Raw genomic sequence first — 26,011 nt, forward strand, 5'->3', positions numbered from 1 at the left:
ACTTTCTGCTATGGTTCTCAAACGGTTCACGCCCCCCACTTGCACGCTGGAAATTACAGCCAAAAGTTCGCCTCTATCTCGCTGGGCGGGCCAACCGGTGTTTAAATCTTTAAGTTTCGAGCTGCGACTCGACGACCCCAGGCTGCCAGATACCCAACACGTTACTCTCAGGGGTGATCGAATTCAACTCGAAACCCTCCACGAAGCTGTCAGCAACTACGTCCAAAACTTGCTCGGCGAATCCCGCGATTGGGAAAGCAACCTCACATCTCAAACAGGCCGTATCCCTGCGGGTTCAGACTCGCCCGAAGTCGCGCGTAATGCCGTTATATTCGATCGATCCGTCAACACTTCCGAACTAGCCACTTCCAACCCCTACTCTCTCCCAACTTCCTACCTTCCGGTTCCCCCCCGCTTAGAACCCCGCGGCTTGCTTGCCCACAACTTGTTTTTAGGCTCATTGAGCGCCGTAGAATCCGGGCCAGTAGTTCCCTTGAGCACCCTGCAACTGTTTGACTTGGCCACAGCACTAGATGACTGCGCCGCCGAAGTGATGGCGCTTCCCAACCTCAACCGTGAGTCCCGACGGCCGTTGTCCTCACCCTGGCTCAAGGTGGCAGCAATGCTGGTCGCCAGCGCGGGCCTGACGACAGGAATTATCAAATTGCTCGATCGAACCGCCACCTCCCCCCAAACCGCCTCAGCCCCCGCCAATCCACAATTGAGCACCGCTCCAGGAAACCCCCAGTTAGCTGCAGGCGTTTCCCCCAGTCCAGTTCCCGCGCTACCGACACCCCCAGCACCAACACCCGCAGCCACACCCGGTTTACCGCCCCTGCCGCCCCCGCCCATCAACACCGCCACCTCCCCCAGTCCCAGCTTGCCCCCCATCGCCCTCGCCCCAAATCCCCCCAGCAACAGACCCAGCCCCATCCAGCAGCCACCCCTGCTATTTCCCGCCAACGGCAGTGCAGCCAGCGCCCCACAGAGCGCCCCAGCATTCCCTCAAGGGTCAACAATCACTATTCCCGCCCCCGAAGAACCACCCATTTCCGCCCCCCAAGCACCCGCACCAGTACCCTACGTGCTGCCCCCATTACCGCCGAGACTAGCTCCCGCCGTACCGCCCCCCCTGCCGCCCTCCCTGTCGGCTTCCCGATTTCCCGTTCCCCCGCCCCAAACCTTCCCCAGCCCCATCGAGCCGATTGTCCCCCCCGCCAGTACCGAACTCCCACCCCTTGAGGACGGTCAACCAACCACCGAGTCTGAGAATAACAACGAGGTGGCTGCAAGCAAAAAAAACCGCACTTTATTTGATACAATTCCTCAAGTTTCAGAAGCTAGAACTTACTTTGAGGAACGCTGGAAGCCTCCAGAAGGAATGGAACAAACTTTGGAATACAGCGTGCTGATCGATGAAACTGGGTCAGTTCAAAGTATTGTGCCGATGGGAAAAGCAGCAGCAGATTATATCGAGCAAATTAATATGCCATTAGCTGGTGAGCCGTTTGTTTCTGCAGTTTCTAATGGCAAAAACCCGAAAATTCGAGTTGTTTTGCGACCAAACGGTCGAGTACAAACCTTTTTGGAAGAGAGTGATTAAACGCTCTCAAACACATTGTCGAGATGGGCAAATCCCGGTAAATTGCTAATGTTAAACAATTTCAAATCAGATTTAATTTGTTTTCACTGTCAAGACTTGCGGCGGCGACGCATCGGGCGGATAAATAAAATCCACTTCTACAAGTCGCTTTTCTCCCGATTTCATCTCTAATTTTACCAAAGGTTCCCCCTGCTGTCCCCGCCGCTGCACTAAATGCACGTACCGAGTTTGAGGCACTTTATTGTCATCAGTATACCGCACTCGAACCGTCCCCCTAAAAAAAGTTTGAGGTGCCGGAGCTTCTAAAAAATTAAGTCCTCCTGAAGTTAATTTGTCTGTCTTAATTGGAGTTTGAATTGCGACAGTTACAGTTTGATTGTTGCTGGTAGAATTGTACAGCGGCAAGCTGAGATTGTATTGAATTCCGTAATTGCCGTGGGCGCGGTATGCTGTATCTGGGTAGCGGACTAGCATTCTCGCACTTTGCACTTGATTTGTTCCCAGCATTCCGCGCGGGAGGCTACTTAATGGGTAGGAAAATGCTGTTCCGGGTTGGGGAATTGCTAGGTTTGATGTGGCGGGGTTGTCTGAGAGAAGTGCTCGCCATTCTGAACCTAATGCTACACCGGCAACTCGGCCGTAAATTATTTGACCTTCGGTGATTTCTGGCGGTGTGGGAGTTCGATCGCGCGGCCCGGCTATATTACCATTGTCTAATAAGTTTTGCCATTCTGCTAAGTTGGGCGATCGCTCGTTTCCCTGTCCGTTCCCCTGTCCGTCAACTCGGGCAAACATCGCCAGACTAGCAACATAGACTATACCATCGCTCCGTAACCGCATCAAGGTCGATCGACCGTTTAGCGGCGGTACCAATCCCCGCACCGGTATCGGATGATTCATCAACAATTGGCTTTTTCCAGGTGGAATAATTAACCCCGGCTCAAAGTCAGACTGTCTCCTTCCTCTGAGAATATCATTCACAGCGCGACTTCCCGGCCCCGCATAAATATTACTGTTTGAATTATCGACTTGCGGCGGCAATTCAATAAAAGGTGCATCGGGTTGACTGAGATAACTCGCAGCTTGCAATATATCTAATTTTACTGGTTTGTTGCCCGGATTGTAAACAATTACTCCTTGATATAATGTTCGCAAATCTTCCGGGGAAGGTGCGCGGGCTATGTGGTGGGCAAATATGTCGAAACGTCCTTGAAACGGAAAGTTTAAATGTGCCGCCGGAAATCTTTTACCATCTGGGGGAAATGTCGAAAGCAAAATTCCTTCTTGCAGCACTAATTCTGGACTGTTGCTGTTAAATACTGGTATATTGTCTAACTGTCCGGGGAGAGGTCGCACTTCTTGGATTTGAACTTTTTCTTGAGGTGCGGGAGGGGTTTGGGCTAAGGGGATGATTGATATAATTGGCAGCATTTTTGAGATGAGTTTTTTTTACCGCAGAGGGCGCAGAGGACGCAGAGGAAGAGAGGGAAGAGAAGACTCCGTAAATATTGGCGTTAGGGCGGGTTTTGTACGGAGATTTTACGTACCAGTCCTAGCAGATATTGTGATTTTTACCTCGCCCACTGTTGTAATATGTAATTGTAAAAGTTTTCTAGGTCTACTTTATCCATTGCTTGAATTTTTCGCCCACCCATTTTAACTTTTGTGCGTCCTTGACTGATGCCTTCGGTAATAATTTCTGTTTCCCATTCTCGCAGTTGGTAAAATTCTGGATGTGCTAAATAAGCGGTTGCCAAAATGTCCCAAAAATAGTAATCTTGAGATATTGCTATGGCATAACACTGTCCTGCTAAGTCGGAAATTGGACATTTGCGCTGTTTTGCTAAGAGATTGGAAAATTCTACAGTCAGCGGTACATTATTAGTGATGTCTAAAGGACACATGACAACGGGAATTTGGGTTTGCCAAATTCTCTCGATTGCTATCGGGTCCCAGTAAGCATTCCATTCCGCCGACATATCTTGTCCGGGTTCCATATCTTTGCTAACATTGCCCATAACATTGAGGGCGCCTCCCATCCAGACAATTTCTTGAATTTTGCTTTCAATTTCGGGCGCGATATCTAAAGCTTGCGCTACTGTTGTTAACGGCCCCGTTACCATTAATGTGACTGGTGCGGCTGCATCTTGCAAAACTCGCACCATAAAGTTTTGTCCGGGTTCTGATATTAACGGCGTGTCAATGCTTCCTTTTTCATTTAGAATGGGAAGTCGATCGACTGCAAAGGAATCTCGCCGAAATAACACCGGAAATGGATTCAGTCCCCGCACCGTACTCGCCGCCACCGGAACCTCTGAACGCCCCATCAAATCGAGGATTTTGCGCGTTGCACTCACCGCCGGTTGAATGTAGCAGTCCGCAGGAGTTACAATTACTCCCAGAGTTTCGACTTCTTCCATTGTCATCAGCAACACGACAGAGAGATAGTCGTCAACTGCACCGTCGTGATCCATTAGTACGAGTTTTTTGGACATTTTGCTTCCCCGGTGACTGAATTACTGTAAACTACAAATATTAATTTTTTTGTGCCAGAAACACAACTGCCTCAACTATATGAATACAGTATCACCTTACGGCTCTTGGAAATCACCTATTTCTTCCGATTTAATTGTTTCTGGAACTGTCGGACTCGGACAAATTGCTATTGACGGCGATGATATTTATTGGGTTGAGGGAAGGCCTTCGGAAGCGGGGCGAAGCGTCCTCGTGCGGCGCACTCCTGACGGTACAATTAGCGACGTGACACCGCATCCTTTTAATGTTCGCACTCGCGTTAACGAATACGGCGGCGCTGCTTTTGCAGTTGCTGGCGGTGTGGTCTATTTTTCTCATTTTGCCGACCAACGTATTTATACTCAAACATTAAATTCTCAACCAGAACCTCTGACACCTACTGCTAATTATCGCTATGCAGATGCGATAATTGACAAGCAAAGAAATCGCCTGATTTGCGTGCGCGAAGACCATGCAGGTGAGGGCGAACCTCTCAATACTATTGTTAGCATTAATTTAGATAACGGCGAAGATATTCAAATCTTAACTCAGGGTAATGATTTTTATGCTTCCCCTCGTTTAAGTCCTGACGGTTCTCTACTTTCCTGGATTTGTTGGAACCATCCAAATATGCCGTGGGATGGCACAGAATTGTGGGTGGCAGAAATTAATGCTGACGGTTCTTTAGGTGAAAAATACTTAGTTGCTGGCGGGGTTGAGGAGTCGATTTTTCAACCGGAATGGTCGCCCGATGGAGTTTTGTATTTTGTTTCTGACAAGTCTAACTGGTGGAATTTCTACCGCTGGCAATCTAGAACCCCCCTCAATCCCCCCTTGGTAAGGGGGGAAGCAGAGATAGAAACCAGCTTGTGCGAAATGGCGGCTGAATTCGGACTTCCTCAGTGGGTTTTTGGAATGTCTACTTATGCCGTTGTCTCGGAAAGCAAAATTATTTGCACCTACACTCAGCAAGGCCAGTGGTATTTAGCGAGTCTTGATTTAACGACAAAGCAGTTGACAACAATTGAAACGCCTTACACTGATATTTCCTCCGTCAAAGCGCAGGGACAAAGAGTTGTTTTTCTGGCAAGTTCGCCGACTGAATCTACTGCTATTGTACAACTCAATTTAGCAACAAGCCAACTAGAAATATTGCGCCAATCGAGCAATTTAAGCATCAATCCGGGTTATCTTTCTGTACCGGAACCTATCGAGTTTCCCACGGAAAACAATTTGACGGCTTTCGGTTTCTTCTATCCCCCGAAAAATCAAGATTTCGCAGCACCTGCGGGTGAAAAACCGCCGCTTGTTGTTAAAAGTCACGGCGGCCCAACTGCTGCTACTTCTAGCAGCATGAATTTGAAAATTCAATATTGGACGAGTCGCGGTTTTGCCGTACTCGATGTTAATTACGGTGGCAGCACTGGTTACGGCCGAGAATACAGAAAAAGACTGCAAGATAGTTGGGGAATTGTCGATGTTGACGACTGCGCTAACGGTGCTAAATATTTAGCTCAAAAGGGTTTAGTTGATGGCGAAAGAATGGCGATCGCCGGAGGCAGTGCAGGGGGGTACACCACTCTGTGCGCTCTTACTTTCCGTGATGTGTTTAAGGCCGGTGCGAGCTATTATGGAGTTAGCGATTTGGAAGCTTTGGCAACGGATACTCACAAGTTTGAAGCGCGCTATCTGGATGGATTAATCGGGCCTTATCCTGAAAGAAAAGATTTGTATGTAGCTCGTTCGCCCATTCATTCCGCCGAACGTTTATCTTGTCCCGTTATCTTTTTTCAAGGATTAGAAGATAAAGTGGTTCCGCCTAATCAAGCGGAAATGATGGTAGAGATATTGAAAGCTAAAGGTTTGCCGGTGGCTTATGTTGCTTATGAAGGGGAACAGCACGGTTTTCGCCGCGCTGAAAATATCAAAAGAACTCTTGACGGCGAATTCTATTTCTATTCGCGGGTGTTTAAGTTTGAGTTAGCTGAACCTGTGGAGGAAGTGCAGATTTACAATCTTTAGCAAAAATTAAGTTTGCAGTTGCTATGTTTGGGCTAAAACGCAACTGCAAGCTTTAGCATATTTCGCAAATAGGGAATGTGATGTCGTTCACAATTTTTGCTGTTTGCTGTCACAAGTTTTGGCGGTTGATTGTCACACCTTTTAAGGAAATATACTGACAGAATATCAGAGTGCGATCGCCTTTTGTTACCGAAGAAACGCCCGATCGCGCCATCCTCGATTTTAGAGTCAATCGCTATGCAAACTCCTATCAACCTGATTCCATCTGCTTTGGGCGAGCTGTTTGCCGAAGTGAATCATAATGGCTACATTACTCTAGCCGATAGATACGGTTTGATGGCTGCTATTTTTGACGAAAATTTGACGGAGGAAGACAAACGCTCGATCGATCGGCTCCTGCGCTCTGTGTGCCGAGGAAGGATAAAATTAGTTAACGAATTGTCTATGATCAGGTAAGTGACGAGAATTTTCCTTAAGAGTAATTTTAAACATCTCAATAATCAAAAAAAAGTCTCAATTGTATCGTAATTGGGACTTCGAGGGAGGAAACTATTGTTATTTTGTGATCGATATAGAACTTATGCAAAAAAAGGTTGGGCGCGCGAATTATAGTCGTAGGGTGCGCTGCACCTTACATAATTAAATTCTGCCCCAACGAGGGAACAAGTTTAACGTGCAGGTATAGTTGTCGCCAACTGTAACTTGCTCAAACTTTCTTCAGGCTGAACATCCATCTGATAGCTAAGTGCCGAAGGAATCCCGAGTACGCAGCAGGGAAAATTATTGCCTAGTTCCCTAACCAGCCGATGGTTGCCAGAACCACAGCCCAAGAATAGTAAATTTGCTGATTCTAATTCAACCACGTTTTTCAGTTCTGTAGCAACCCGCCCGATGCGTAAATGAGCTTTAAATAAACCGCGCCATTCCTCAGCCAAACAGCGCGCTTGCCACAGCAACTTATCTGCTATCTCATACTCATTCTTTTGACCAAAAATTTCTCGAAAATAATGCGGATCTATCCAAGTTTTTGGCGGGAATACCGATTGGATTTCCCCTGGTAAAACCATCGCAGGCGCTGCACAATTAAGGGCGAATGTTTCCTCTAAATTAGACACTTTTACCTGGGCAGCCAAGGCATTTGCTACAGCCAATTTGCAAGTATCTTCGCCGTAACTTTTGGGCGCTTCGTCTATAACGTAGACGACTTGAACCGTGACTTCTTTAGTTGTTACTAAACGAGTTTGATGCGCCATCCAAAGGGTAATATCCAGAGCTATTTGACTTTGGGGAGAACTGTTGTAACCGACAATAAAATTGATTGTTTTGGTCGATTTTGAGGATTTTGATTTCTTAGAAACTGGTAATATTGGCTCCGGCAGCAACACCATTTCTTCTGCTAAATTTTGGTATCCCAATGCACTTTCAAAACGCGCTAACATTGTTTTGAGATTCACAGGCTTAACCTCTCTTAAGTGAATTGTTATGTCGATCCGTCGGGTGTTATTCGTCTTGAGTAAAGTAGCGATCGAGAAAATTCAAAGCATAGTTGCGGAGTTCGTAATAATCCTTCGATTCCCGCAACTCCTGGCGATCGCGCGGGTGTGCAAACGGCACTGACAAAATCTCCCCTATTGTCGCCGCCGGGCCGTTTGTCATCAGCACAATACGATCGGACATATAGATAGCTTCATCCACATCGTGAGTAATCATCATTGCAGCTTGTCTGTGATTTTCCCAGATATCCAGCACCTGTTTCTGCAACTTGCCACGAGTTAGAGCATCCAACGCTCCAAACGGTTCGTCCATTAATAACATTTTCGGTCGAATCGCCAAAGCTCGCGCAATCCCAACCCGCTGTTTCATGCCCCCTGAAATTTCGTCTGGATATTTATCGGCTGCCGATATTAAGTTTACCATTGCTAGGTGTTCGTTGACAAGACTAATCTTCTCCGGGCGGCTAAGACTTTGCAAAACTTCATCAACTGCCAGCCGAATATTTTCCCGCACCGTCAGCCAAGGCAGCAATCCGTAGTGCTGAAATACCATCATGCGATCGGCTCCCGGTTTGCGAATTTCTTTTCCTTCCAGTGTCACTATTCCCGCGCTCTGTTTTTCCAAACCTGCCACTATTTTTAGCAGCGTTGATTTGCCACACCCGGAGTGACCGATTACCGAAATATATTCGTTTTCTCCAATACTTAAATTGATATTTTCCAAGACGCTAAATTCTGTACCGTCAGCATTTTTATACGACTTAAACAAGTTGTTAATTTCCAGAAATTCAGGGTGCTTCTGGACTTGGCTGCTGGCTTCGATAGAAGTAGAAAAGTATTGAGTCACGGTATTCTCCTAAAAAGTAGTAAAGTGCTAATTGAATTTTCTGGCTATACCCTAAATCCTAAAATTTGCCAGTCGGTTTCAACCGACTTTTGCTATTAGCCAGGGACTTAAGTCCCTGGCGGGACATTAGGAAAAGCGCAACATCTCAAACATTAAGACTGATAAAAAGACTGAGGGCGGTTTGCTCGAATTTCAAAACTATTCAAATAACCCACCGGATCGCTTGGATCAAATGCCTTTTTATCAATAAAAAGTTCAGCCGCTTCCACTTGGTAATCCTCCTGGGGACAATCGATACCCATTTCGGCAACAATCTTGCGGTAAAGGTCGGTTCTCCAAGCTTTTTTAGCTAATTCCTCAGCATTTTTGGGAACTTCTTTAATCTGTCCCCAGCGAGCGGCTTGAGTCATCAACCAAATACTCTGAGACTGCCACATAAATGTTGAATGATTTCCGGCTATTTGAGGTAAGTTCTTAGGAATGTCATAGAAAATAGTTGCATCTTCCGATTGTATGGTGCGGTCTTTTTCGTCAAACCCTCCATAGTTGTAGTCGCCAACAATTGCTGGTCGCGTAAATTTGTCGATCGCCCCTTTTTTCGGTCTCGCCCCCGTAAACGATCGCTCAGTCAGCAGCGCCGATATTTCACTGCGATTTTCCGGCTTGCTGCAATACTGACAAGCTTCCACCATTGCCTTAACCAGCGAGTAATAAGTCTTCGGATTTTCATCAATGAATGATTCCATTACTCCCAAAAGGCGATCGGGATGTCCCAGCCAAACTTCCTTGCCTTGCACGAAGGTAAAACCCACTCCCAAATTGCCTTGAATTGCCCGCGTATTCCAAGGTTCGGCCACCATGTAAGCCTGCATCGCGCCAATCCTGATATTAGTTACCATCTGCGGCGGCGGCACAATAATTACCCGAAATTCTTTGAACGGATCGACACCGGCAGCCGCCGATATGTAGCGGACAAAGTATTCGTAAATCGAAGAACTCAGAACCACGGCCCAAACCCTTTTTTCCGACGGCTGACTGTCAAAAAAGGCTCGAAATTGTTTGCCAAATTCTTCCAAATTGCCGTTGTATTCGTGCCAGGGGCGTAAACCGGAATCCCACATAGCTTTGTTCATCGTCATGGCGTTGCCGTGGCGGTGAATTGTCATTGCCGCGCACAGGGGTGCGTGGCGCGCTCCTTCGGCGCCAACTCGGGCGTTTGTGACGGCGCCGGATACAACTGGGGATGCGTCGAGGCGGCCGAAGATTACGCCGTCGCGGGAGGTTGCCCAGCTTGCTTCGCGGTTGAGTGTGACGTTTAAACCGTATTTGCGGAAAAAGCCTTTTTTCCAGGCGATCGCAAATGGTGCACAATCGTTAACCGGCACGTATCCTACGGTTAAATTGGGTTTTTCTAAGGTTCGGGAATCGACAACCGGCTTTACGGCTGAGGCTTCTTCTGTGAGCCCTTTTGCCGATCGATCCGCGCTAATTGCACAACCAGATAAAGCCATTCCCGCCGCCACCGAGCCCATTCCTTGCAAAAACTCTCGGCGCTTCCATTCATTGGAAAACTTGTCACTCATATTTAATTCTCGATCGCTAATAGCTAAATGTCCGTCATCAAAAGCCCTAAGCTTTTAGCTAGCTAATGACTAATGACTAATGACTAATGACTAATGATTAATGATTAATGACCGAGCGATGCGTTACCAATTCCTGAACTTTGTCAACCGCAGCGTCGAGCAACAATCCAGTTAAGCCAATTACAAACACCGCTAAAAATACTGAACTCAGGTTCAAACGGCTCCATTCATCCCAGACAAAAAAGCCAATTCCCACACCACCTGTCAGCATTTCCACCGCCACAATCACCAGCCAAGCAATCCCCAAACTAATCCGCAAACCTGTAAAAATGTATGGCAAACTCGCCGGCCAAATTATCTTGGTAATCCGCCTCCAGCGCGGCATTTCCAACACTCGCGCCACATCCAGATAATCCTGGGAAACGCTAGAAACTCCCAAAGCGGTGTTGATAATTGTCGGCCACAAAGAGGTAATGAATATGACAAAAATTGCCGACGGCTCTGCTAAATTAAAAATCGATAAAGCTATCGGCAGCCACGCTAGCGGCGACACCGGTTTGAAGATTTGAATCAGCGGATTGAGCGCCATCATTGCCGGTTTCGACATCCCGATCAGAAATCCCACGGGAATCGCAACTGCTGCACCCAGCAAAAATCCCACCAACACCCGCCGCAAACTCGCTAGCAGCAGCCAGCCAATGCCTAAATCTCCAGGCCCGCGCTGGTAAAATGGATGCAATATGTAATCTAAATTAGCTATTAAAGCCTGATAGGGAGTGGGAATCAAATCGCTGTTGAAGCTGGCAACCATCCACCACAAGCCAAGAATTCCCAAAAAACCAGCCGCCGGCAACAAAACTGCATCTCGGATAACAACGGGTTTGACCCGCTTCCACGTTGCAACTCCTGCAAGTACGATCGCAGATAAATTAAGCTGTATGAACATTTCAATCTCCTTCAGAGTCAGGGCAGGTACAAGAATCTTGAACAATACCAACCTGAGACACTGACGAAGCCAAACAATCTTGTTCAGAAAGTTGGCTTTTCAGTCTCTTCTCAATGCCTGCGAAGTTAGCTGACGGGCTAGGACTGAGAGATGTCCTTCTCCTTAGATTTCAAAATCAAAAATTACACTCAAATTTGGCAATTTTTAACTTTGATTTTTAATTCTGTAGAGATTCGCCCCGAAAATTGGTTCCTCCGCTCCAGCCACACGCTTGGTTTGATCGCGCATTGGTGGATTAGGCTTGACGTTTTAAGCCAATTTAACTTAAGCTAGCACGACCATTTGATTTTGTCAATATGTCTTTAGAAGTAGCTATTGGCGATCGGCAAAGCTAAAAAGTTGAGATAAAATTCAAAAAATTAATTATTAAACTAACCTAGAGATAAAATACGATCGCTCACTTGATTTATATCTAAGAGCCATGATAGATTTTAGCCAAGCTCTACAAGGTCAAATTGACATAATTATCGAAAACTGGATTGAAGCTGTTCGGGGCGACGAGAAAATCGACACCGCCAAGCAACTCACCTACGATTCCGTGCGCGACAGCCTTCCCATCGTACTGAATGCGATCGTAACTATGCTGTCCCAATCAGAAGACAGTGACATGGGGAAAGTCATAGAAGAAAGTTTAGACCACGGAACTGTCAGGGCAAAACAAGGCTACGATGCCGAAGAAATTGCGCGGGAATACCGCTTGCTGCGGAGGGTAATTTTCGATGCTTTAGAGCCAGAATTGCTAAAAGGCTCAGCCGCTGAAGTGAACCGAGCTTATCGCTTAATTGACAGTGCGCTCGACGAAGCAATTGCTGACTGTTTCCAAACCTATACTCAGGCAAGATTCCAAGAACTACAGGAGTTGCAAAACCAATTGGAACTTACAAATCAAGAGCTGACTCGCTTACTTCGCGCCAGTCAAGAGAATCTATCTCACTTAGCTCACGAATTGAAAACTCCCCTCACCTCTATTATTGGCTACTCAGAATTGTTTTTGCGCCAAAAAAACAATTCTGAACTTAAAGATTCTGCTCCCAATTTGGCACATATTGATAAAGTCCTCAACAACGGCAGACGGTTACTTAGATTAATTAACGATACTCTCGAAATCTCGCGGTACGACGCGGGACGTATAAAATTGCAGTTAACTGCCACAAATGTGCGATCGGCGATCGGCACTGTTGTCGAAATACTGGAACCTGTGGCTAAAGCAAAAAATTTAGATATCGCCGTTGACTGCGATCCGGTTCTCGATCAAGTAATGACAGATTACTTGCGCTTGCAGCAAATTATCACCAACTTGGCGAGCAACGCCATTCGCTACACCCAAGTTGGCACTATTATCATAAAAACCGAATTATTGTCAGACACACATTGGAGTATCTGCATCACAGATACAGGAATTGGCATTGCTTCAGAAGACTGCGATCGGATTTTTACGCCCTATTTTCGAGCCAACAGCTCCCTGGGTTCTAGCATTCCTGACAGTACGGGCTTAGGGCTAGCAATTGTCGCTCGATTAGTCAACCTCTTGCAAGGTAAAATCGAATTAGTTTCTGAAGTAGGAGTTGGCTCCTCCTTCACTGTAATTTTCCCCTTAGAATTGGATGGAGTTTAGATTACTGTTAACTGTTGACTGCCAACTGCCAACTGCCAACTAATGACTAATGACTTCTTTAAATCAGAAACCGAAGAGTTACATAAACAGCCGCACTTATTAATTGCACAGCCATCACAGGAAGCCCGTAACGCAGAAAAGTTTGAAAAGAAATCCGGCGTCCGTGCTGTTCAGAAATTCCCGCTGCCACTATATTAGAAGAAGCTCCTACCAAAGTGCCATTTCCTCCTAAAGTTGCTCCATACATCATCGCATAAAACAGCGGCAGCACAGCAGGTGGAAACTGCCCTGCAAAATCCGGCGCCAGCACTTCTGCCGGTGCAAGCCCGACATTGACAACATACTGTTTTAGCAGTGGCACCATCGCCACTACCAACGGAATATTTGGCACCACGCTCGACATCAAACCCACAAAAAATAACAAAACTAAAGAACCCAGAAAAATATTTTTACCTAAAATCACTGCTAATATTCCAGATATACTGCCGATTACTCCGGTTTTTTCCAAACCGCCAATCAGCACAAAGATAGACATAAAAAATAGTAGCGTGCTCCAATCTAAATCCCGCAAAATATTATTAACAGAATCAATTTGGGAATGGTGAGCTAAAAGCATTGCCAAAGCAGCCCCCAACAAAGCAACGGCTGCCGGTGAAATAGGCACGGGCAGAGACTCTCCTATTACAAAAAATGTCAGCACGAAAGCTATAATTACACCGCCCACTGCTAAAACTCGTGGGTGATTGATTTTTGGGTGCGGCAAATGTTCCAAATCGTCTAACTTTTTGTTCCAAATTTCGCGGAACAGCCAAGGCAACATAACTACTATCACTCCTACTGCAATTGCCCCGCCCAAACTTAACTTTACCAGGTAATCTGCAAAGCTCATGTTAATAGCATCACCGACAATGAATGTCGCCGGATCGCCCACGATTGTCAGCAGTCCCGAACTGTTAGCTACAAATACCATTAAAATCAGTAACGGCACAAAATCTACACCGACTTCTTCTGCCATTGGCGGAATTAAGGGTGCTAGCAGCATGACTGTCGTGGCATTGGGCAAAACAGCACAAATTGGGGTAGTAATTGCGACAATACCCAGTAAGAGATTTTTGCCTTTGCCTTTAGCCAAAAGCACAATTTGAGTTGCCAAATACTCGAATACTTTGGTAGGCTCAAAGGCTCTCACCATTACCATGACTCCGAAAAATAAGCCCAGGGTGGCGTGACTCCGACCGATATATTCGATCGCGTTGTTTAACGTCATCACGTGGGTAAAAACCAGAATCACCGCTCCCAGAAATGCCGCAACTGTGAGGTGTATCCATTCTGTAATTATTAAGAAAACTACACATATAAATGTTGTTGCAGCAATCACAGCTTGCACGTTTTCCATTTAGTCCCCTGAAAATAATAGAACTTAAAAATTAAAAAGTCTCGGTTCGAGTGAATATACTACTTTCTGGCTCTTCTGTCAATAAATTTAAGTGCTGATTTTGGCAGCAACAAGCTGGGAGCGACTCATCAAGAGCTCTCCGGTACACGGAAAAAATCACCTCAAAACTACTTCTTTTGGGAGGGTCGTGAGCGGCAGAAGTTTGGTATGGCGATCCGGCGATCGCTCAACTACAATGAAGCATGGGCAATCTCTGCCAAACTCAACCCCCACGCAGACATCATGGACTACAGCCAAGTGCTCGCCGACAAAACCGATACTATCGTCCAAAACTGGATTGAAGCAGTTCGTCAGGATCGGAAAATTGAAACCGCTGACGCCTTACCGCACTCAGCAATCGAGAATCACATACCTCACCTGCTGGCGGCGATGGCCACAGTGCTTTCCCAATATCAACACAGCGAAATAAAAGTAATAATAGAAGCCAGTTTAGATCACGGATTTCTCAGAGCCGAACAAGGCTACGACGCCGCAGAAGTAGCCCGCGAATACCACTTATTGCGTCAAGTAATATTCTCCCAATTAGAAGCAGATTTGCTAGCAGGCACCACCACCGACGTATTCAGAGCTTTTCGGCTGATAGATGCCGTAGTAGACGAAGCAATTGCCCAGTGTTTCAATAGCTACGTTGCTCAGAGGCTGCTGGAACTTCAACAAATTCAAACTCAGTTAGAACTCACCAATCAAGAACTCTCTCGCCTTGTCAGCGTCCATCAAGAAAACGTCTACCATTTGGCTCACGAACTCAAAACTCCTCTCAACTCAATTATTGGTTATTCCGAACTATTCCTGCGAAAAGAAAAATGGCAATCAGAAGTCAAAGATACCCTCCCCGGCATCGAACACATCGAGCGAGTATTGCGTAACGGCAGACAGTTGCTCCGCATGATTAATGACACGCTAGAACTTTCTCGCGCCGATGCCGGAAAAATTAAACTTAACCTGCAGCGAACTAATGTACGATCGGTAATTAACACCGTAGTAGAAATGATGCAGCCAATTGCTGATGCTAAAGGACTAAAGCTCGCTGTTACCAGCGACTGCGGCCCAACACAAGTAATCTCCGACTTTGGGCGGCTGCAACAAATTATGATCAACCTGCTGAGCAATGCCATTCGCTATACAGAAGCTGGTAGCATTGAATTAAGTTGCCACCCTGCTGGAGAAGGAAATTGGGCGATCGCAATTACAGATACCGGCATTGGCATCGCCCCCGAATATACAAACCGTATCTTTGACCCCTTCTTTCAAGCAGGAGAAGCGGGCAAACAGCTCTTTCCTGCCGAAAGCACCGGCCTGGGATTAGCAATAGTATCCCGGCTCGTCACGCTGCTCCAAGGCAAAATCGAGCTAGTATCAGAAATAGGAGTCGGCTCAACTTTTACCGTGATTCTGCCCCTAGAAGTTAAAATACTCCAAGAAGTAAGCTAAACATTAAGTTCAAATTTTTACATCCGAAAATCCTATGCCCGCAGCCAACCTTAGCCCTTCCACCACAGCCTTTCCCCTCACCGCCGTAGTCGGGCAAGAAGCAATCAAATTAGCCCTGCTGTTAGCAGCAGTCGATCCTGGATTGGGAGGAGTGGCGATCGCAGGCCGCCGCGGCACAGCAAAATCAGTAATGGCCCGCGCCTTGCACTCCTTACTGCCACCCATTGAAATTGTTAAAGATTCTTTTTGCAACGCCGAACCGAATGAAATTATTGCAGAACAGGCATCAGGCTTGTTACCAGAAAATGGCGGGCAAGATGCCCACACCACCGATACTAATTACTTAACTACTGAAATAATTCCCACACCATTCATTCAAATTCCTTTGGGTGTCACAGAAGACAGACTCTTAGGTTCAGTCGATGTCGAACAATCAGTAAAATTCGGCCAAACCGTATTTCAACCAGGACTCTTGGCCCAAGCAAATCGAGGCGTACTTTATGTAGACGAAATTAACCTCCTCGATGACAACATTTCCAACCAATTGCTAACAGTATTAACCGAAGGACGCAACCAAATAGAGCGCGAAGGTATTAGCTTTCAACACCCCTGCAAACCTCTATTTATCGCCACCTACAACCCCGAAGAAGGGCCGCTGAGAGAACATTTGCTCGATCGCATCGCGATCGTACTTTCAGCCGACGCAGCACTCGAAATAGAAGAAAGAGTCTATGCAGTAGAACAAGCTTTATCCTACTCCAGCTCCCCCCAAGAATTTCTCAATCAATACAGCGAAGACACCGACAACCTCAAAACCCAAATCATCCTCGCCAGAGAATGGCTCAAAGATGTCAGTATTAAACGCGAACAAATTGCCTACCTAGTAGAAGAAGCCATCCGGGGTGGCGTTCAAGGACACCGCGCCGAAATATTCGCAGTCCGCGTCGCCAAAGCCGCCGCCGCCATCGAAGGACGCACAGAAGTTAACGCCGAAGACCTGCGCCGCGCCGTAGAATTAGTCATCGTACCCCGCGCCACCATCATCCAAACTCCCCCAGACGAAAACTCTCCCCCTCCTCCCCCCCCACCGCCTCCCCAAAAGCAGTCAGAACAAGAACAAGACGAACCAGAAAACGAGCAAGAAGACGAAGAAGACCAAGAGGATGAAGACAACCCGGAACCTGAAGAAGAACCAGAAAAAGATACCATTCCCGAAGAATTTCTCTTCGACCCCGAAGGAGTAATTCTCGACCCCAGCGTGCTTTTCTTCGCTCAACAATCCGCCAACAAACAAGGCAAATCCGGCAGCCGCAGCACCATTTTCTCCGAAGATAGAGGCCGTTACGTCAAGCCAGTATTGCCCAAAGGCCCCGTCCGTCGCATCGCCGTTGACGCCACCCTCAGAGCCGCCGCACCCTACCAAAAAGCTCGTCGCGACAGGAATTCCAACCCCCCCCAAGCTTCGGGGGTACAAGGGGGGGTTGAGCGCCGTGTATTTGTGGAACAGGGAGACATTCGGGCGAAGCGCTTGGCCAGAAAAGCTGGAGCTTTAGTCGTCTTTGTCGTCGATGCCTCCGGCTCGATGGCCCTCAACCGAATGCAGTCGGCCAAAGGTGCAGTCATGCAGCTACTCACAGAAGCTTATCAAAGCCGCGACCAAGTTGCTCTGATTCCCTTTCGCGGAGAACAAGCAGAAGTGCTGCTACCGCCGACTCGCTCAATAGCCCTGGCCCGCAAGCGTTTGGAACGTTTGCCCTGTGGCGGCGGTTCCCCCCTGGCCCACGGTTTGACTCAAGCCGTGCGCGTGGGAGTCAACGCGCGTCAGTCTGGAGATATCGGTCAAGTTGCGATTGTCGCTATTACCGACGGACGCGGTAATATTCCTTTGGCTCGTTCTTTGGGCGAACCGATTGTAGATGGAGAAAAGCCTGATATTAAAAAGGAATTGTTAGAAATTGCTGCCAAAATTCGTGGGTTGGGAATGCAGTTGCTGGTGATTGATACCGAGAGCAAGTTTATTTCGACTGGCTTTGCGAAGGAATTGGCCAAGACTTCTGGAGGGAAATACTATCACTTGCCGAAAGCTACCGAACAGTCGATCGCAGCTATGACTAAAAATGCTCTGCGTGACGCGATCGGCTAAAATCCTGATAGCCACATTTATCTGCGTTTATTCGCGTTTATCTGCGGTTAAAAATCCAAAAATTAGACTTTTTGCCAAAAAAAGTCTAATTTTTAACTCTCACTCTCCGGCGAGTCACTGCCAGCGAACCCGCAACTAAACCCAGCCCTATCACCGCCGAAGGCTCAGGAATTCTTACGGGCAGAGGTACGCGGTTTTCCGTCCCCCGGTTCGGGGTTGAAGAAATTGTACTTTGGGGGAGTTGACCGGTCTGAGCCAGCAGCAAATTTTCTGAACCCTGCCAGGAAGCAGCGGTAGAAACGGCTTGGACATTAGCTGCAACGGCAGCTTGACCGCCGGAAATAATGGCGGCGACAGCCAATAAAATCCCGGCTGTAGGGGGCAATAATTTTCGCTCAAAAAAGGTGGGCATTGGAAATTACCTATTTAGCAGTTTGTCGATAGAACTCGATCTATTCATTAATTTTATGGTTATCCTCTGTCTGAGCTACTGTGTGAGCTACCTTAGCAATTAACGGAACCGATTTTAGATTTTAGATTTTAGATTTTATATTTTATATTTTAGATTATTGAAGTTTCTGGTCTCTAGTTTCAACTAAGTCGCAAATCAAAAACCTAAAATCAACTGTGATCCCTGCCTCTAGCATATACTCCTTAATCCCCAATCGTAAATCCCCCATCCAAAATTGATTTACATCAGCTATTTGCGATTTAATCGACTTTAAGCTAGCCCTTGGCCGCAGATAGCGCCGACCCTTCAAACTCAATTATAGCTTTGCCGCGAGGCGCAACGGTGCGAGACAGCGACACGGCACAGACCTATACGCAGTCGATTATAAACAATCGATCCCTGGTTTGGAGTGATTTCACCCCCGTTCTTTATCAAATCTTTAAACTCTTTCAGGTTTTGCAAACAAAGTGTAAAGCTGTCACAATAATAGATAGAAATTCTCAGCCAAAATTAGGTAAATCCTCGTGAGTAACACTAGCAATTTCCGCGAAGCCGTGCGCGAGGCCAAAAACCACGCGCTGGTAGGCCCGAACGTCATCTCCAACGCTCTCCCCTTCGTGGGCGGCGGACTTGTCTTAACTGCTGTCGGCACCTACGGCGGCCTCGGAGTGATTCGTAACTATCCCGGGATCTTCTTTCCCACCTTCATTGCTGCGATCGTCCTACAATTAATTCTGTTCTTTGTCGCCCGCGGCGCAGCCGAACAAGGTAACAAAAATACCGCCTTGCCTCTGCTGGCAACCTACAGCTTGCTTACAGGCTACACCCTCAGCGGGTTGGTGTCTATAGCCCTCAGAAGCGAAGGCGTCGGCATCGCCGGTATTGGTTTTGCTGCACTTGGATGTGGCATTACCTTTATCGCCGCCCGCCAAATTGGCTCCAACCTTTCTGAACAAGACGGCATGGCCCTCACCAAAACTATCAGTTTAGGTGTCATTGCTTTGTTAGTCGTCGTTGGCGGTCAGTTTCTGCTCTCTCTATTTGGCGTCTACACCCCAACCTGGTTGGAAATTGGCATTTCTGGCATCGGCGTGTTTATATTTGCCGGCGCTGCGATCGTCGATTTTTACATATTACCCCGCAGCTACCGCGACGACCAGTATTTGCCCGCTGCTCTGTCGATGTACTTGACCTACATCAACTTGTTCATCTTTATTCTGCGCCTGCTGATTGCTCTCAACGGCCGCGAGTAATTGAAACTTTAGCTTATTAAAAAAAACCGCGGCTCGATCGACATCCTGCCGCGGTTTTTTTTTATTAAGATTTGGAATCAAGATAGTCGTCCTCGTTTCCTCTGTCCCTCATACAAAAAACTTATATCATGTTCACAGCGGGCAGACATAAGGTATAATTTTACTTTTTAATCACTCAATCAAAACTCTTGCTATCTAATTGTGTCGATCGCGATTTCAATATTAATCACAAATTAATCGGGGAAAACTCATGTACTTAAAATATGAAGATATTAGGAGAGTCAGCGTAGAAATTACCTCCAGGTGCAATGCAGCTTGTCCGCAGTGTCCCCGCACCGGCAACCCGATTTTGCCGGGGGCGGAATTAAAGATGGAGGATATTGAGAGAATTTTCCCACAAGAGTTTTGCTCTCAGTTGGATTTGGTGTATATGTGCGGCAACTACGGCGATGCTATGACTAGCAATACCACAATTCCGGCGATCGAATATTTGCACCGCATGGGAGTTCCTCATATCTGCCTGTACACCAACGGTAGCGGACGAAACCCTGACTGGTGGCAAGCCCTGGCAAAAGCGATGACAGGAGAACACGATCGCGTAATTTTTAGTATCGACGGGTTGGCCGATACTAACAGCATCTACCGCCAAAATACCAACTGGGACAGGATAATGCAGTCGGTTAATGCCTTCATCCAAGCTGGCGGAAAAGCTGTATGGCACTACTTGATATTTGAACACAACCAGCACCAAGTAGAAGCAGCACGCGATTTAGCCCAACAACTAGGATTTGTCGAGTTTGTACCGAAAGCAACCTCTCGTTTTGTAGCGAAAGAGATTTATGACAAAGAGTCCGCCAATCAACAGCCTCAAAAAGCAGAAAACTCTCAGGTAGAGGCTAAGAGCGATCGCCCCAACCAACCAGCAACAAATAATGCGTCAGCCCCTCAAAATCAAACACAGACGGCTGTTGGGTTGCACAAACAAGCTGAGGACTGTTTGAAACAAGGACTGCTCTCAGATGCGATCGCAGCCAGCCAACAAGCCCTAAAAATTCAACCTAATTTTGCAGCAGCCTGGAAAACCTTGGGCAATGCTGTTCAAGGTTTGGGGAAGATGCAAGCAGCAGCAGACTGTTACGCCAAGGCCCTCAAAATTCAGCCTAATTTTCCAGAAGTTTATGCTAATGTCGGCAGTCTTTATGCTCAACAGCAACAGTGGCAGCCAGCTAGTGCTTATTACCAAAAGGCGATCGAGCTTAAACCCAATTTTGCCGGAGCTTATCGCAATTTAGCTCAAGTTTTGACACAGTTGGGGCAACCAGAAAAAGCAAATTATGCTTGGTATCAAGCTATAGCTATCGAAACCTCTCAAGCACCAGAACCAACTCCTTCTGTCCCACCAAAGCGAGCCAGCGAAGAACTCCAACCCCCATCATTGGAACAATATAAAAATCCCCAGGGAGACCAATTTATCCAAGCTGTAGAAAAATTTGGTAGCCTAAATAATTACTACCGCAATGTAGAAATTAGCTGTCAAACTCAAGCCAGCCAAGAAATTTTCATTAGTTTTGAAGGGGAACTCTGGCCTTGCTGTTGGGTAAGCCATACTAAATACGCTGTTTATAACCACACTTACAGACCGCAAATGCTGGCTTTAATTGAAAAGTACGGAAATGGCTTTAATTCTCTCAGAACTCAATCGGTGAAAGATGCGATCGCCAGAGATTGGTTTCGCGAAGACCTCACAAAAAGTTTTTCCTGTTCTAAAAGGTTGGACGTATGCGCTCACGAATGCGGTAAAACTTTCAATTCAACAGGTTCGCAGTATATATAAGAAGGAAGGCACGACACGGATTTGGACACTGATACACCGATTAGTTGCTGAAATGTCGAAATTTCAGCTAAACTTAAAAATACACCCCACAACTAGGAGAACTCACAGTGGAAGTTCTAGACATCAAACACAATATCGAAACATTGTCCGATCGACTGGGTACAACCCAGGACTATCTTTGACATCCCCGCACTCACAGCCAAAATTCAAGACTTAGAGCAAATCTGCGCCCAACCAGCATTTTGGGACGACCAAGATCGAGCTCAAGAAACTCTCCAAGAACTGAATGACCTCAAATCTCACTTAGAACAATACAGCAATTGGCAAACTAGCTTAGAAGATGCTAGAGCTATTTTAGAACTGCTGGAGTTAGAAGCCGACGAGTCCCTGTTCCAAGAAGCCTCATCGAGTCTTTCTCAGTTAACCCGCGAACTCGACCAGTGGGAACTGCAACAATTACTATCTGGGCCCTACGATGAAGGCGGCGCTGTTTTGACAATTAACGCCGGGGCCGGCGGTACAGATGCTCAAGATTGGGCCGAAATGCTGCTGCGGATGTACACCCGCTGGGGGGAAAGTCAAGGTTACAAAGTACATTTAATGGAAATTTCCGAGGGAGAGGAAGCAGGTGTTAAATCTGCTTCTTTGGAAATTGTCGGCCGTTACGCTTACGGTTATATGCGATCGGAAAAAGGCACTCACCGCTTGGTCAGAATTTCGCCTTTTAATGCTAACGACAAGCGTCAAACCAGTTTTGCTGGCGTTGAAGTGATGCCAATTCTCGATCGATCCGTACAGTTGGACATTCCCGAAAAAGATTTGGAAGTAACTACTTCCCGCGCGGGCGGCAAGGGCGGGCAAAATGTTAACAAGGTAGAAACCGCAGTCCGCATCGTTCACCTTCCTACCGGTTTGGCCGTCCGTTGCACGGAAGAACGCAGTCAGTTGCAAAACAAGGAAAAAGCTTTGGCATTACTCAAGGCTAGGCTGTTGGTGATTGCTAAGGAACAGCGGGCTTCGGAAATTGCCGAGATTCGCGGCGACATGGTGGAGGCGGCTTGGGGCCAGCAAATTCGCAATTATGTTTTTCACCCCTATCAAATGGTCAAGGATTTGCGTACTGGAGTAGAAACAACCGCCATCGCAGATGTGATGAACGGCGAATTAGACCAGTTTATTCAAGCTTACCTGCGGCAGGAAAATCAGTTGATAGCCCAAACTGATTCAACCGCGCGAATCTAATTCGCGCCTTGACATACAAAGTCTGGCTGTGCAAACTAAAGAATCAAGAGCGGGGATGGCAGCGGATTTGCTATAATTTTGGGGTTTTGGCCGATCGCCCGACCTTCAACAGGTCGCGCGGTCAAAAACCTTGATATGATAAAACTTGATCTGACAAACACTAAGGAGAAATAATGACCCAAGTTGTAATAGGCGAAAATGAAGGGATTGAGTCAGCCCTGCGACGGTTTAAGCGACAAGTTTCTAAAGCGGGTATTTTCCCCGACATGAGAAAGCACCGCCACTTTGAAACTCCGTTGGAAAAGCAGAAGCGCAAAGCTATTGCCAGAAGGACTAAGAGACGCTTTCACCGCAATAACAAGCCCTAGAATTATTAGCACTAAATTGATTCGGCAGATATAATGCCTTGCGATTCTAGTACCGCAGCGACTCGGAGAATCACCGCTTCGCTGTAGGGAGCACCAATAATTTGTACCCCCAAGGGCAAAGCGCCGGGCCGCTGTACGGGCACGCAAAGAACGGGCAAGCCAATAAATGATAGGGGTTGGGTGAACAGTCCGAGATTGGGACGCACTAAGATTTCTTGTCCGGCTATTACCATTTTCTCGACGCCAATTTCAGGGGCAGCTACCGGGGTTGCGGGTGCGAGGATGATGTCTGTGTGTTGGAATATTTCGCGAATTCGATCGCGGTACCACTGTCTGAATCTCTGGGCTTGCAAGTACCAAGTCGCAGGGATCAGGGTTCCCGCTAGAAAGCGATCGCGCGTGGCAGGATCGAAGTCTTGAGGGCGCGATCGCAAATTGTCTAAATGCAAGTTTCCCCCCTCGCAAGCGGTAATGATAAATGCCGCAGCCCTGGCGCGATCGGATTCCGGTATGCTGACTGTTGCAAGCCCCCCTATTTTTGGGGGGTTTGTTGTTTTTTCTGTGTCTACACCACAATCCAAGACATTTGTCAAGGCTTTAGCAACTATTTCTACAGCATCCATTGCTTCCGGTTGAGTTCCTGTAGCGAAATACCCGTCAGCAACAGCAATTCGCAATCCTTCGATACCTTGATTTAACTGCGGCGAACAAAGTTCTGGCGGGCGTGGAGTGCAAACTGGGTCACGAGAATCAGGGCCTTGCAGGATATCGTACAGCAGCGCCATATCTCTGATCGATCGCCCAAACGGCCCCACACAATCCAAACTACCCGAAAATAAATAAGCGCCAGCCCTGGACAAACGGCCGTAAGTAGGCTTAAACCCAAAGACACCGCACAAAGCAGCCGGTACGCGGATGGAACCGTTAGTATCAGAACCGAGGGTGATGGGTACAAAACCGGCGGCGACTGCTGCTGCGGAACCGCCGCTGGAACCGCCGGCGATGCGCGCAGTATCGCGGGGATTGCGAGTCGGGCCGTAGTGGCTGTTTTCCGTGACGAAACCGTAGGCGTACTCATCCATGTTGAGCGTACCCACGAGCACAGCCCCGGCTTGTTTGAGTCGGGCGACCACAGCCGCGTCCTGGGTAGCCGGAGGATTGTCAGCGTTAATTTTTGACCCTGCTAGAGTAGTAATTCCGCCGATATCGAACAGGTTTTTGACTGCGAAGGGAACGCCTGCTAAAGGGCCTGGGTTTTGGTTATTTGCGATCGAATTATCAATATTTTCGGCTGCTGCGAGTGCGCTTGATGCAGTGATTGCAGTAAAGCAATTAAAAGCTTTATCCTTAACAGCAATCCGTTCCAAAGCAGCACTTACCGCCTCTGTAGCCGTAACCTTACCACATTTAACAGCCGCTGCCGTAGCAACCGCATCAGCCTTCTCTAAAAAACATCTGCGTTCATCTGCGTTCATCGGCCCTCATCTGCTGTTAAAAATCTAAGGTTCAAACACCGGCGCGACTTCTACTTCTTGAGGTAAAGGGAATTCAGTAACGAGTCGGGCGATCGCAGCTATTCTCTCGAAGTTTACCACAACACCGGGGCGGTGTTCCGGGTCTAAGGGTAAGTTTATCAGTTCAGCGGTGCGATCGACATATTCTTCTATATTTGTCATTAGTCCATCCCAAACAACATCAGCGTTCATCCGCGTACATCTGCCCTCATCTGCGGTTGAAAATCTAAGATTCAGATATACGTGCGATCGATTATTGTATTGTAATTGCGATCGGGCTGTCATTTATTATTGCTCAGTTTTTTGTATTCCTCGGATTGTCTGATATCATCTAGAGGCGATTTTTTCTCAGGTGGTTCATCAGGAGAAAACTTTATACAGACCTGCGTTTGCCAAGACTGCAAAGTTTGATTAAGTTCTATTTGAAGCTTTCCTTTTTGCCAACCCTTGGAACCAATTTTTAGAATTTGACAATCAATTCCTTCTGGAGGCGATTTCCAGTTTATATCTCCTCCCATAATTTTTGTTTCTTCGTTAATCGACAGATATTGTATCCACTGAATTATCGATTTCTCACGTTGGTTAGTTTCTGCTACATAAGTCTGAAGCATTATCTTGTTAAACTTACTGTAGGCTAGCTCTTTAAATCGGCGAACCGTAAAAGTAGCTTGACCCAATAACAAAACATCATCATCGCCGTCTAGTGTCTCATAGCTTCTATTGATTTCAACTTTTTCGTCCATTTTATTTCACAATATTCTGCTACTTGATATTTTATACTATTTGGAGGTGTGTGAGTCAAGCTGGTTAACAAAATCAATTGACTATCGCACTTTTCCAATCAAACACTGACAGTTTCCCGCAATTTCTCAACGGCAACATCCAGCGCAGGCAAAGTATAATCCTCAGCATCCATCAATTCCTTAACCTTCTCAAAAATCTCAACCTCCGCCTCTTCCTGATCCGTTAGCTTATCATAAAAACAAGGGTCAGTAAACCACTGCTCAAAAGCAAACCTTAACACCCCATTCTGGTCAAGCATAAACTGCCAATACTTAGAAACGCGGTTATCAACTACTTCAAACAGCGGTGCCGGAGTCTGTATGGGATAATAGGTGTAATTATCATCACAAATATAGTACCAAACTATTCCCTGCCACGAGCGGATTGCATAAACAACATATTCCTTGCCAACTGTCAACGGCAATTCAACCTTTTTAGTATAACCTCGGGCCGGATCAATATAATTTTCCGGTAGAGCTTCCCCAGTATTAGCAATACAGCGAACAATCATAACTTGTCTACCTATAAATTCTTAGGTGCTATTTTAGGATATTGTCGTTTAAACTTTAATTCAACTTGTTGCGAAATTTCCCCGTTTTCAAACCAGTGCACTTGTACGGAAGCTCCATTAATTACAAAAGCCTGAATGCTGGTTATTTTGTACCAGTCTTCGGGATTACCTCCATAGAGGGCAACCAGTCTGGAAACATCACCTAGTATATCGCCAGGCCCGCCCTGAATTGCTCTACAATTACCCGCTTTAGCATCTTGCAGGAGCAATTGCTCTGGTAAATTTCTCGGACTTTCATCGGGAATAGCACCTTGATTCACAATTTAACAGCTTCAAATATTG

Annotated in this window: 23 protein-coding genes and 1 riboswitch; of the genes, 10 read left to right on the forward strand and 13 right to left on the reverse strand. The window is 46.8% G+C overall.

The features are described 5' to 3' along the window. Nucleotides 1-10: 10 nt before the first annotated feature. Nucleotides 11-1,603 carry a DUF4335 domain-containing protein gene (locus QUA34_RS06205; protein WP_333384904.1) on the forward strand — a complete coding sequence of 531 codons (1,593 nt, stop codon included), beginning with the start codon at nucleotides 11-13 and terminating at the stop codon, nucleotides 1,601-1,603. 72 nt (nucleotides 1,604-1,675) lie between these two features. On the opposite strand, the gene QUA34_RS06210 is transcribed toward QUA34_RS06205, so the two are convergent. Then, nucleotides 1,676-3,034, reverse strand: a complete 1,359-nt coding sequence (locus QUA34_RS06210; RefSeq protein ID WP_333384907.1) for a DUF3370 domain-containing protein — start codon at nucleotides 3,032-3,034, stop codon at nucleotides 1,676-1,678. A 140-nt stretch (nucleotides 3,035-3,174) separates the two neighbouring features. After that, entirely contained in the window at nucleotides 3,175-4,098 is a 924-nt protein-coding gene (locus QUA34_RS06215) for a nucleoside hydrolase (protein ID WP_333384910.1), read from the reverse strand. A 79-nt stretch (nucleotides 4,099-4,177) separates the two neighbouring features. On the opposite strand from QUA34_RS06215, the gene QUA34_RS06220 reads away from it, so the two are divergent. Both QUA34_RS06220 and QUA34_RS06225 read left to right on the forward strand, forming a co-directional pair. Beyond that, nucleotides 4,178-6,139: a S9 family peptidase gene (locus QUA34_RS06220; RefSeq protein WP_333384913.1), complete on the forward strand. Its 1,962-nt coding sequence runs from the start codon at nucleotides 4,178-4,180 to the stop codon at nucleotides 6,137-6,139. 237 nt (nucleotides 6,140-6,376) lie between these two features. Then, on the forward strand, nucleotides 6,377-6,595 hold the full coding sequence (locus tag QUA34_RS06225) for a hypothetical protein (RefSeq protein WP_333084085.1): 219 nt from the start codon (nucleotides 6,377-6,379) through the stop codon (nucleotides 6,593-6,595). Between the two features lie 212 nt (nucleotides 6,596-6,807). Here the strand turns inward: QUA34_RS06225 and QUA34_RS06230 are convergent, their stop codons facing one another. The 4 genes from QUA34_RS06230 to ntrB form a co-directional block, all read right to left on the reverse strand. Beyond that, nucleotides 6,808-7,593: a universal stress protein gene (locus QUA34_RS06230; protein ID WP_333384915.1), complete on the reverse strand. Its 786-nt coding sequence runs from the start codon at nucleotides 7,591-7,593 to the stop codon at nucleotides 6,808-6,810. Between the two features lie 46 nt (nucleotides 7,594-7,639). Continuing rightward, nucleotides 7,640-8,479, reverse strand: coding sequence for a nitrate ABC transporter ATP-binding protein (locus QUA34_RS06235; protein ID WP_333321905.1), 840 nt, complete (start codon nucleotides 8,477-8,479; stop codon nucleotides 7,640-7,642). 152 nt (nucleotides 8,480-8,631) lie between these two features. Next, nucleotides 8,632-10,062: an ABC transporter substrate-binding protein gene (locus tag QUA34_RS06240; RefSeq protein ID WP_333384918.1), complete on the reverse strand. Its 1,431-nt coding sequence runs from the start codon at nucleotides 10,060-10,062 to the stop codon at nucleotides 8,632-8,634. A 97-nt stretch (nucleotides 10,063-10,159) separates the two neighbouring features. Continuing rightward, the gene (gene ntrB, locus QUA34_RS06245) at nucleotides 10,160-11,008 is read right to left on the reverse strand and encodes a nitrate ABC transporter permease (RefSeq protein ID WP_333384921.1); all 849 of its coding nucleotides are present in this window, start codon (nucleotides 11,006-11,008) and stop codon (nucleotides 10,160-10,162) included. 99 nt (nucleotides 11,009-11,107) lie between these two features. After that, nucleotides 11,108-11,320, reverse strand: a riboswitch (cyclic di-AMP (ydaO/yuaA leader). A 169-nt stretch (nucleotides 11,321-11,489) separates the two neighbouring features. On the opposite strand from ntrB, the gene QUA34_RS06250 reads away from it, so the two are divergent. Next, entirely contained in the window at nucleotides 11,490-12,683 is a 1,194-nt protein-coding gene (locus QUA34_RS06250; protein ID WP_333384924.1) for a sensor histidine kinase, read from the forward strand. Between the two features lie 58 nt (nucleotides 12,684-12,741). Here QUA34_RS06250 and QUA34_RS06255 read toward each other — a convergent pair whose 3' ends face one another. Continuing rightward, the gene (locus QUA34_RS06255) at nucleotides 12,742-14,079 is read right to left on the reverse strand and encodes an ArsB/NhaD family transporter (protein ID WP_333321896.1); all 1,338 of its coding nucleotides are present in this window, start codon (nucleotides 14,077-14,079) and stop codon (nucleotides 12,742-12,744) included. A gap of 207 nt (nucleotides 14,080-14,286) precedes the next feature. Between QUA34_RS06255 and QUA34_RS06260 the strand changes: the two genes are divergently transcribed. Both QUA34_RS06260 and bchD read left to right on the forward strand, forming a co-directional pair. Next, complete coding sequence (locus tag QUA34_RS06260; RefSeq protein WP_333384927.1) at nucleotides 14,287-15,570, forward strand: HAMP domain-containing sensor histidine kinase; 1,284 nt, start codon at nucleotides 14,287-14,289, stop codon at nucleotides 15,568-15,570. A 34-nt stretch (nucleotides 15,571-15,604) separates the two neighbouring features. Beyond that, a complete protein-coding gene (gene bchD, locus QUA34_RS06265) occupies nucleotides 15,605-17,713 on the forward strand; it encodes a magnesium chelatase ATPase subunit D (protein ID WP_333384930.1) in 2,109 nt (702 codons plus the stop codon). An 85-nt stretch (nucleotides 17,714-17,798) separates the two neighbouring features. Here the strand turns inward: bchD and QUA34_RS06270 are convergent, their stop codons facing one another. Beyond that, nucleotides 17,799-18,125: a PEP-CTERM sorting domain-containing protein gene (locus QUA34_RS06270; protein WP_333084074.1), complete on the reverse strand. Its 327-nt coding sequence runs from the start codon at nucleotides 18,123-18,125 to the stop codon at nucleotides 17,799-17,801. Nucleotides 18,126-18,688: 563 nt separating this feature from the next. Between QUA34_RS06270 and QUA34_RS06275 the strand changes: the two genes are divergently transcribed. The 4 genes from QUA34_RS06275 (at nucleotide 18,689) to rpsU (ending at nucleotide 22,861) form a co-directional block, all read left to right on the forward strand. Next, a complete protein-coding gene (locus QUA34_RS06275; protein ID WP_333321890.1) occupies nucleotides 18,689-19,417 on the forward strand; it encodes a Bax inhibitor-1 family protein in 729 nt (242 codons plus the stop codon). Nucleotides 19,418-19,667: 250 nt separating this feature from the next. Continuing rightward, the gene (locus QUA34_RS06280) at nucleotides 19,668-21,251 is read left to right on the forward strand and encodes a tetratricopeptide repeat protein (protein ID WP_333321887.1); all 1,584 of its coding nucleotides are present in this window, start codon (nucleotides 19,668-19,670) and stop codon (nucleotides 21,249-21,251) included. Nucleotides 21,252-21,358: 107 nt separating this feature from the next. Then, nucleotides 21,359-22,493, forward strand: a protein-coding gene (prfB, locus tag QUA34_RS06285; RefSeq protein ID WP_333384934.1) for a peptide chain release factor 2 whose coding sequence is annotated in 2 segments (ribosomal slippage) — nucleotides 21,359-21,430 and nucleotides 21,432-22,493 — 1,134 coding nt in all. Because the reading frame shifts where the segments join, the coding sequence is not laid out codon by codon here. A 173-nt stretch (nucleotides 22,494-22,666) separates the two neighbouring features. Continuing rightward, nucleotides 22,667-22,861, forward strand: coding sequence for a 30S ribosomal protein S21 (gene rpsU / locus QUA34_RS06290; RefSeq protein WP_006632476.1), 195 nt, complete (start codon nucleotides 22,667-22,669; stop codon nucleotides 22,859-22,861). Nucleotides 22,862-22,872: 11 nt separating this feature from the next. Here rpsU and QUA34_RS06295 read toward each other — a convergent pair whose 3' ends face one another. The 5 genes from QUA34_RS06295 to QUA34_RS06315 all read right to left on the reverse strand — a co-directional run bounded on the left by QUA34_RS06295 (nucleotide 22,873) and on the right by QUA34_RS06315 (nucleotide 25,989). Further along, complete coding sequence (locus QUA34_RS06295) at nucleotides 22,873-24,336, reverse strand: AtzE family amidohydrolase (protein WP_333384936.1); 1,464 nt, start codon at nucleotides 24,334-24,336, stop codon at nucleotides 22,873-22,875. Between the two features lie 24 nt (nucleotides 24,337-24,360). Beyond that, complete coding sequence (locus QUA34_RS30165) at nucleotides 24,361-24,660, reverse strand: DUF4089 domain-containing protein (RefSeq protein WP_445242803.1); 300 nt, start codon at nucleotides 24,658-24,660, stop codon at nucleotides 24,361-24,363. Next, nucleotides 24,657-25,118, reverse strand: a complete 462-nt coding sequence (locus QUA34_RS06305; RefSeq protein WP_333384939.1) for a KGK domain-containing protein — start codon at nucleotides 25,116-25,118, stop codon at nucleotides 24,657-24,659. The genes QUA34_RS30165 and QUA34_RS06305 overlap by 4 nt, the downstream gene beginning before the upstream one ends. Nucleotides 25,119-25,216: 98 nt before the next feature. Next, the gene (locus QUA34_RS06310) at nucleotides 25,217-25,669 is read right to left on the reverse strand and encodes a hypothetical protein (protein WP_333384942.1); all 453 of its coding nucleotides are present in this window, start codon (nucleotides 25,667-25,669) and stop codon (nucleotides 25,217-25,219) included. 11 nt (nucleotides 25,670-25,680) lie between these two features. Beyond that, nucleotides 25,681-25,989 carry a hypothetical protein gene (locus QUA34_RS06315; RefSeq protein ID WP_333384945.1) on the reverse strand — a complete coding sequence of 103 codons (309 nt, stop codon included), beginning with the start codon at nucleotides 25,987-25,989 and terminating at the stop codon, nucleotides 25,681-25,683. Nucleotides 25,990-26,011: the final 22 nt, after the last annotated feature.

Origin of the sequence: Microcoleus sp. POL10_C6, from assembly GCF_036701585.1 — a bacterium.
Taxonomy (GTDB): Bacteria; Cyanobacteriota; Cyanobacteriia; order Cyanobacteriales; family Microcoleaceae; genus Microcoleus.

Excerpts from the sequence above, each read along its gene's own strand:
- QUA34_RS06205 (WP_333384904.1), top strand. The coding sequence starts at position 11 with ATGGTTCTCAAACGGTTCACGCCCCCCACTTGCACGCTGGAAATTACA.
- QUA34_RS06210 (WP_333384907.1), bottom strand. The coding sequence starts at position 3,034 with ATGCTGCCAATTATATCAATCATCCCCTTAGCCCAAACCCCTCCCGCA.
- QUA34_RS06215 (WP_333384910.1), bottom strand. The coding sequence starts at position 4,098 with ATGTCCAAAAAACTCGTACTAATGGATCACGACGGTGCAGTTGACGAC.
- QUA34_RS06220 (WP_333384913.1), top strand. The coding sequence starts at position 4,178 with ATGAATACAGTATCACCTTACGGCTCTTGGAAATCACCTATTTCTTCC.
- QUA34_RS06225 (WP_333084085.1), top strand. The coding sequence starts at position 6,377 with ATGCAAACTCCTATCAACCTGATTCCATCTGCTTTGGGCGAGCTGTTT.
- QUA34_RS06240 (WP_333384918.1), bottom strand. The coding sequence starts at position 10,062 with ATGAGTGACAAGTTTTCCAATGAATGGAAGCGCCGAGAGTTTTTGCAA.
- ntrB (WP_333384921.1), bottom strand. The coding sequence starts at position 11,008 with ATGTTCATACAGCTTAATTTATCTGCGATCGTACTTGCAGGAGTTGCA.
- QUA34_RS06250 (WP_333384924.1), top strand. The coding sequence starts at position 11,490 with ATGATAGATTTTAGCCAAGCTCTACAAGGTCAAATTGACATAATTATC.
- QUA34_RS06255 (WP_333321896.1), bottom strand. The coding sequence starts at position 14,079 with ATGGAAAACGTGCAAGCTGTGATTGCTGCAACAACATTTATATGTGTA.
- QUA34_RS06260 (WP_333384927.1), top strand. The coding sequence starts at position 14,287 with ATGGCGATCCGGCGATCGCTCAACTACAATGAAGCATGGGCAATCTCT.
- bchD (WP_333384930.1), top strand. The coding sequence starts at position 15,605 with ATGCCCGCAGCCAACCTTAGCCCTTCCACCACAGCCTTTCCCCTCACC.
- QUA34_RS06270 (WP_333084074.1), bottom strand. The coding sequence starts at position 18,125 with ATGCCCACCTTTTTTGAGCGAAAATTATTGCCCCCTACAGCCGGGATT.
- QUA34_RS06280 (WP_333321887.1), top strand. The coding sequence starts at position 19,668 with ATGTACTTAAAATATGAAGATATTAGGAGAGTCAGCGTAGAAATTACC.
- rpsU (WP_006632476.1), top strand. The coding sequence starts at position 22,667 with ATGACCCAAGTTGTAATAGGCGAAAATGAAGGGATTGAGTCAGCCCTG.
- QUA34_RS06295 (WP_333384936.1), bottom strand. The coding sequence starts at position 24,336 with ATGAACGCAGATGAACGCAGATGTTTTTTAGAGAAGGCTGATGCGGTT.
- QUA34_RS30165 (WP_445242803.1), bottom strand. The coding sequence starts at position 24,660 with ATGACAGCCCGATCGCAATTACAATACAATAATCGATCGCACGTATAT.
- QUA34_RS06305 (WP_333384939.1), bottom strand. The coding sequence starts at position 25,118 with ATGGACGAAAAAGTTGAAATCAATAGAAGCTATGAGACACTAGACGGC.
- QUA34_RS06310 (WP_333384942.1), bottom strand. The coding sequence starts at position 25,669 with ATGATTGTTCGCTGTATTGCTAATACTGGGGAAGCTCTACCGGAAAAT.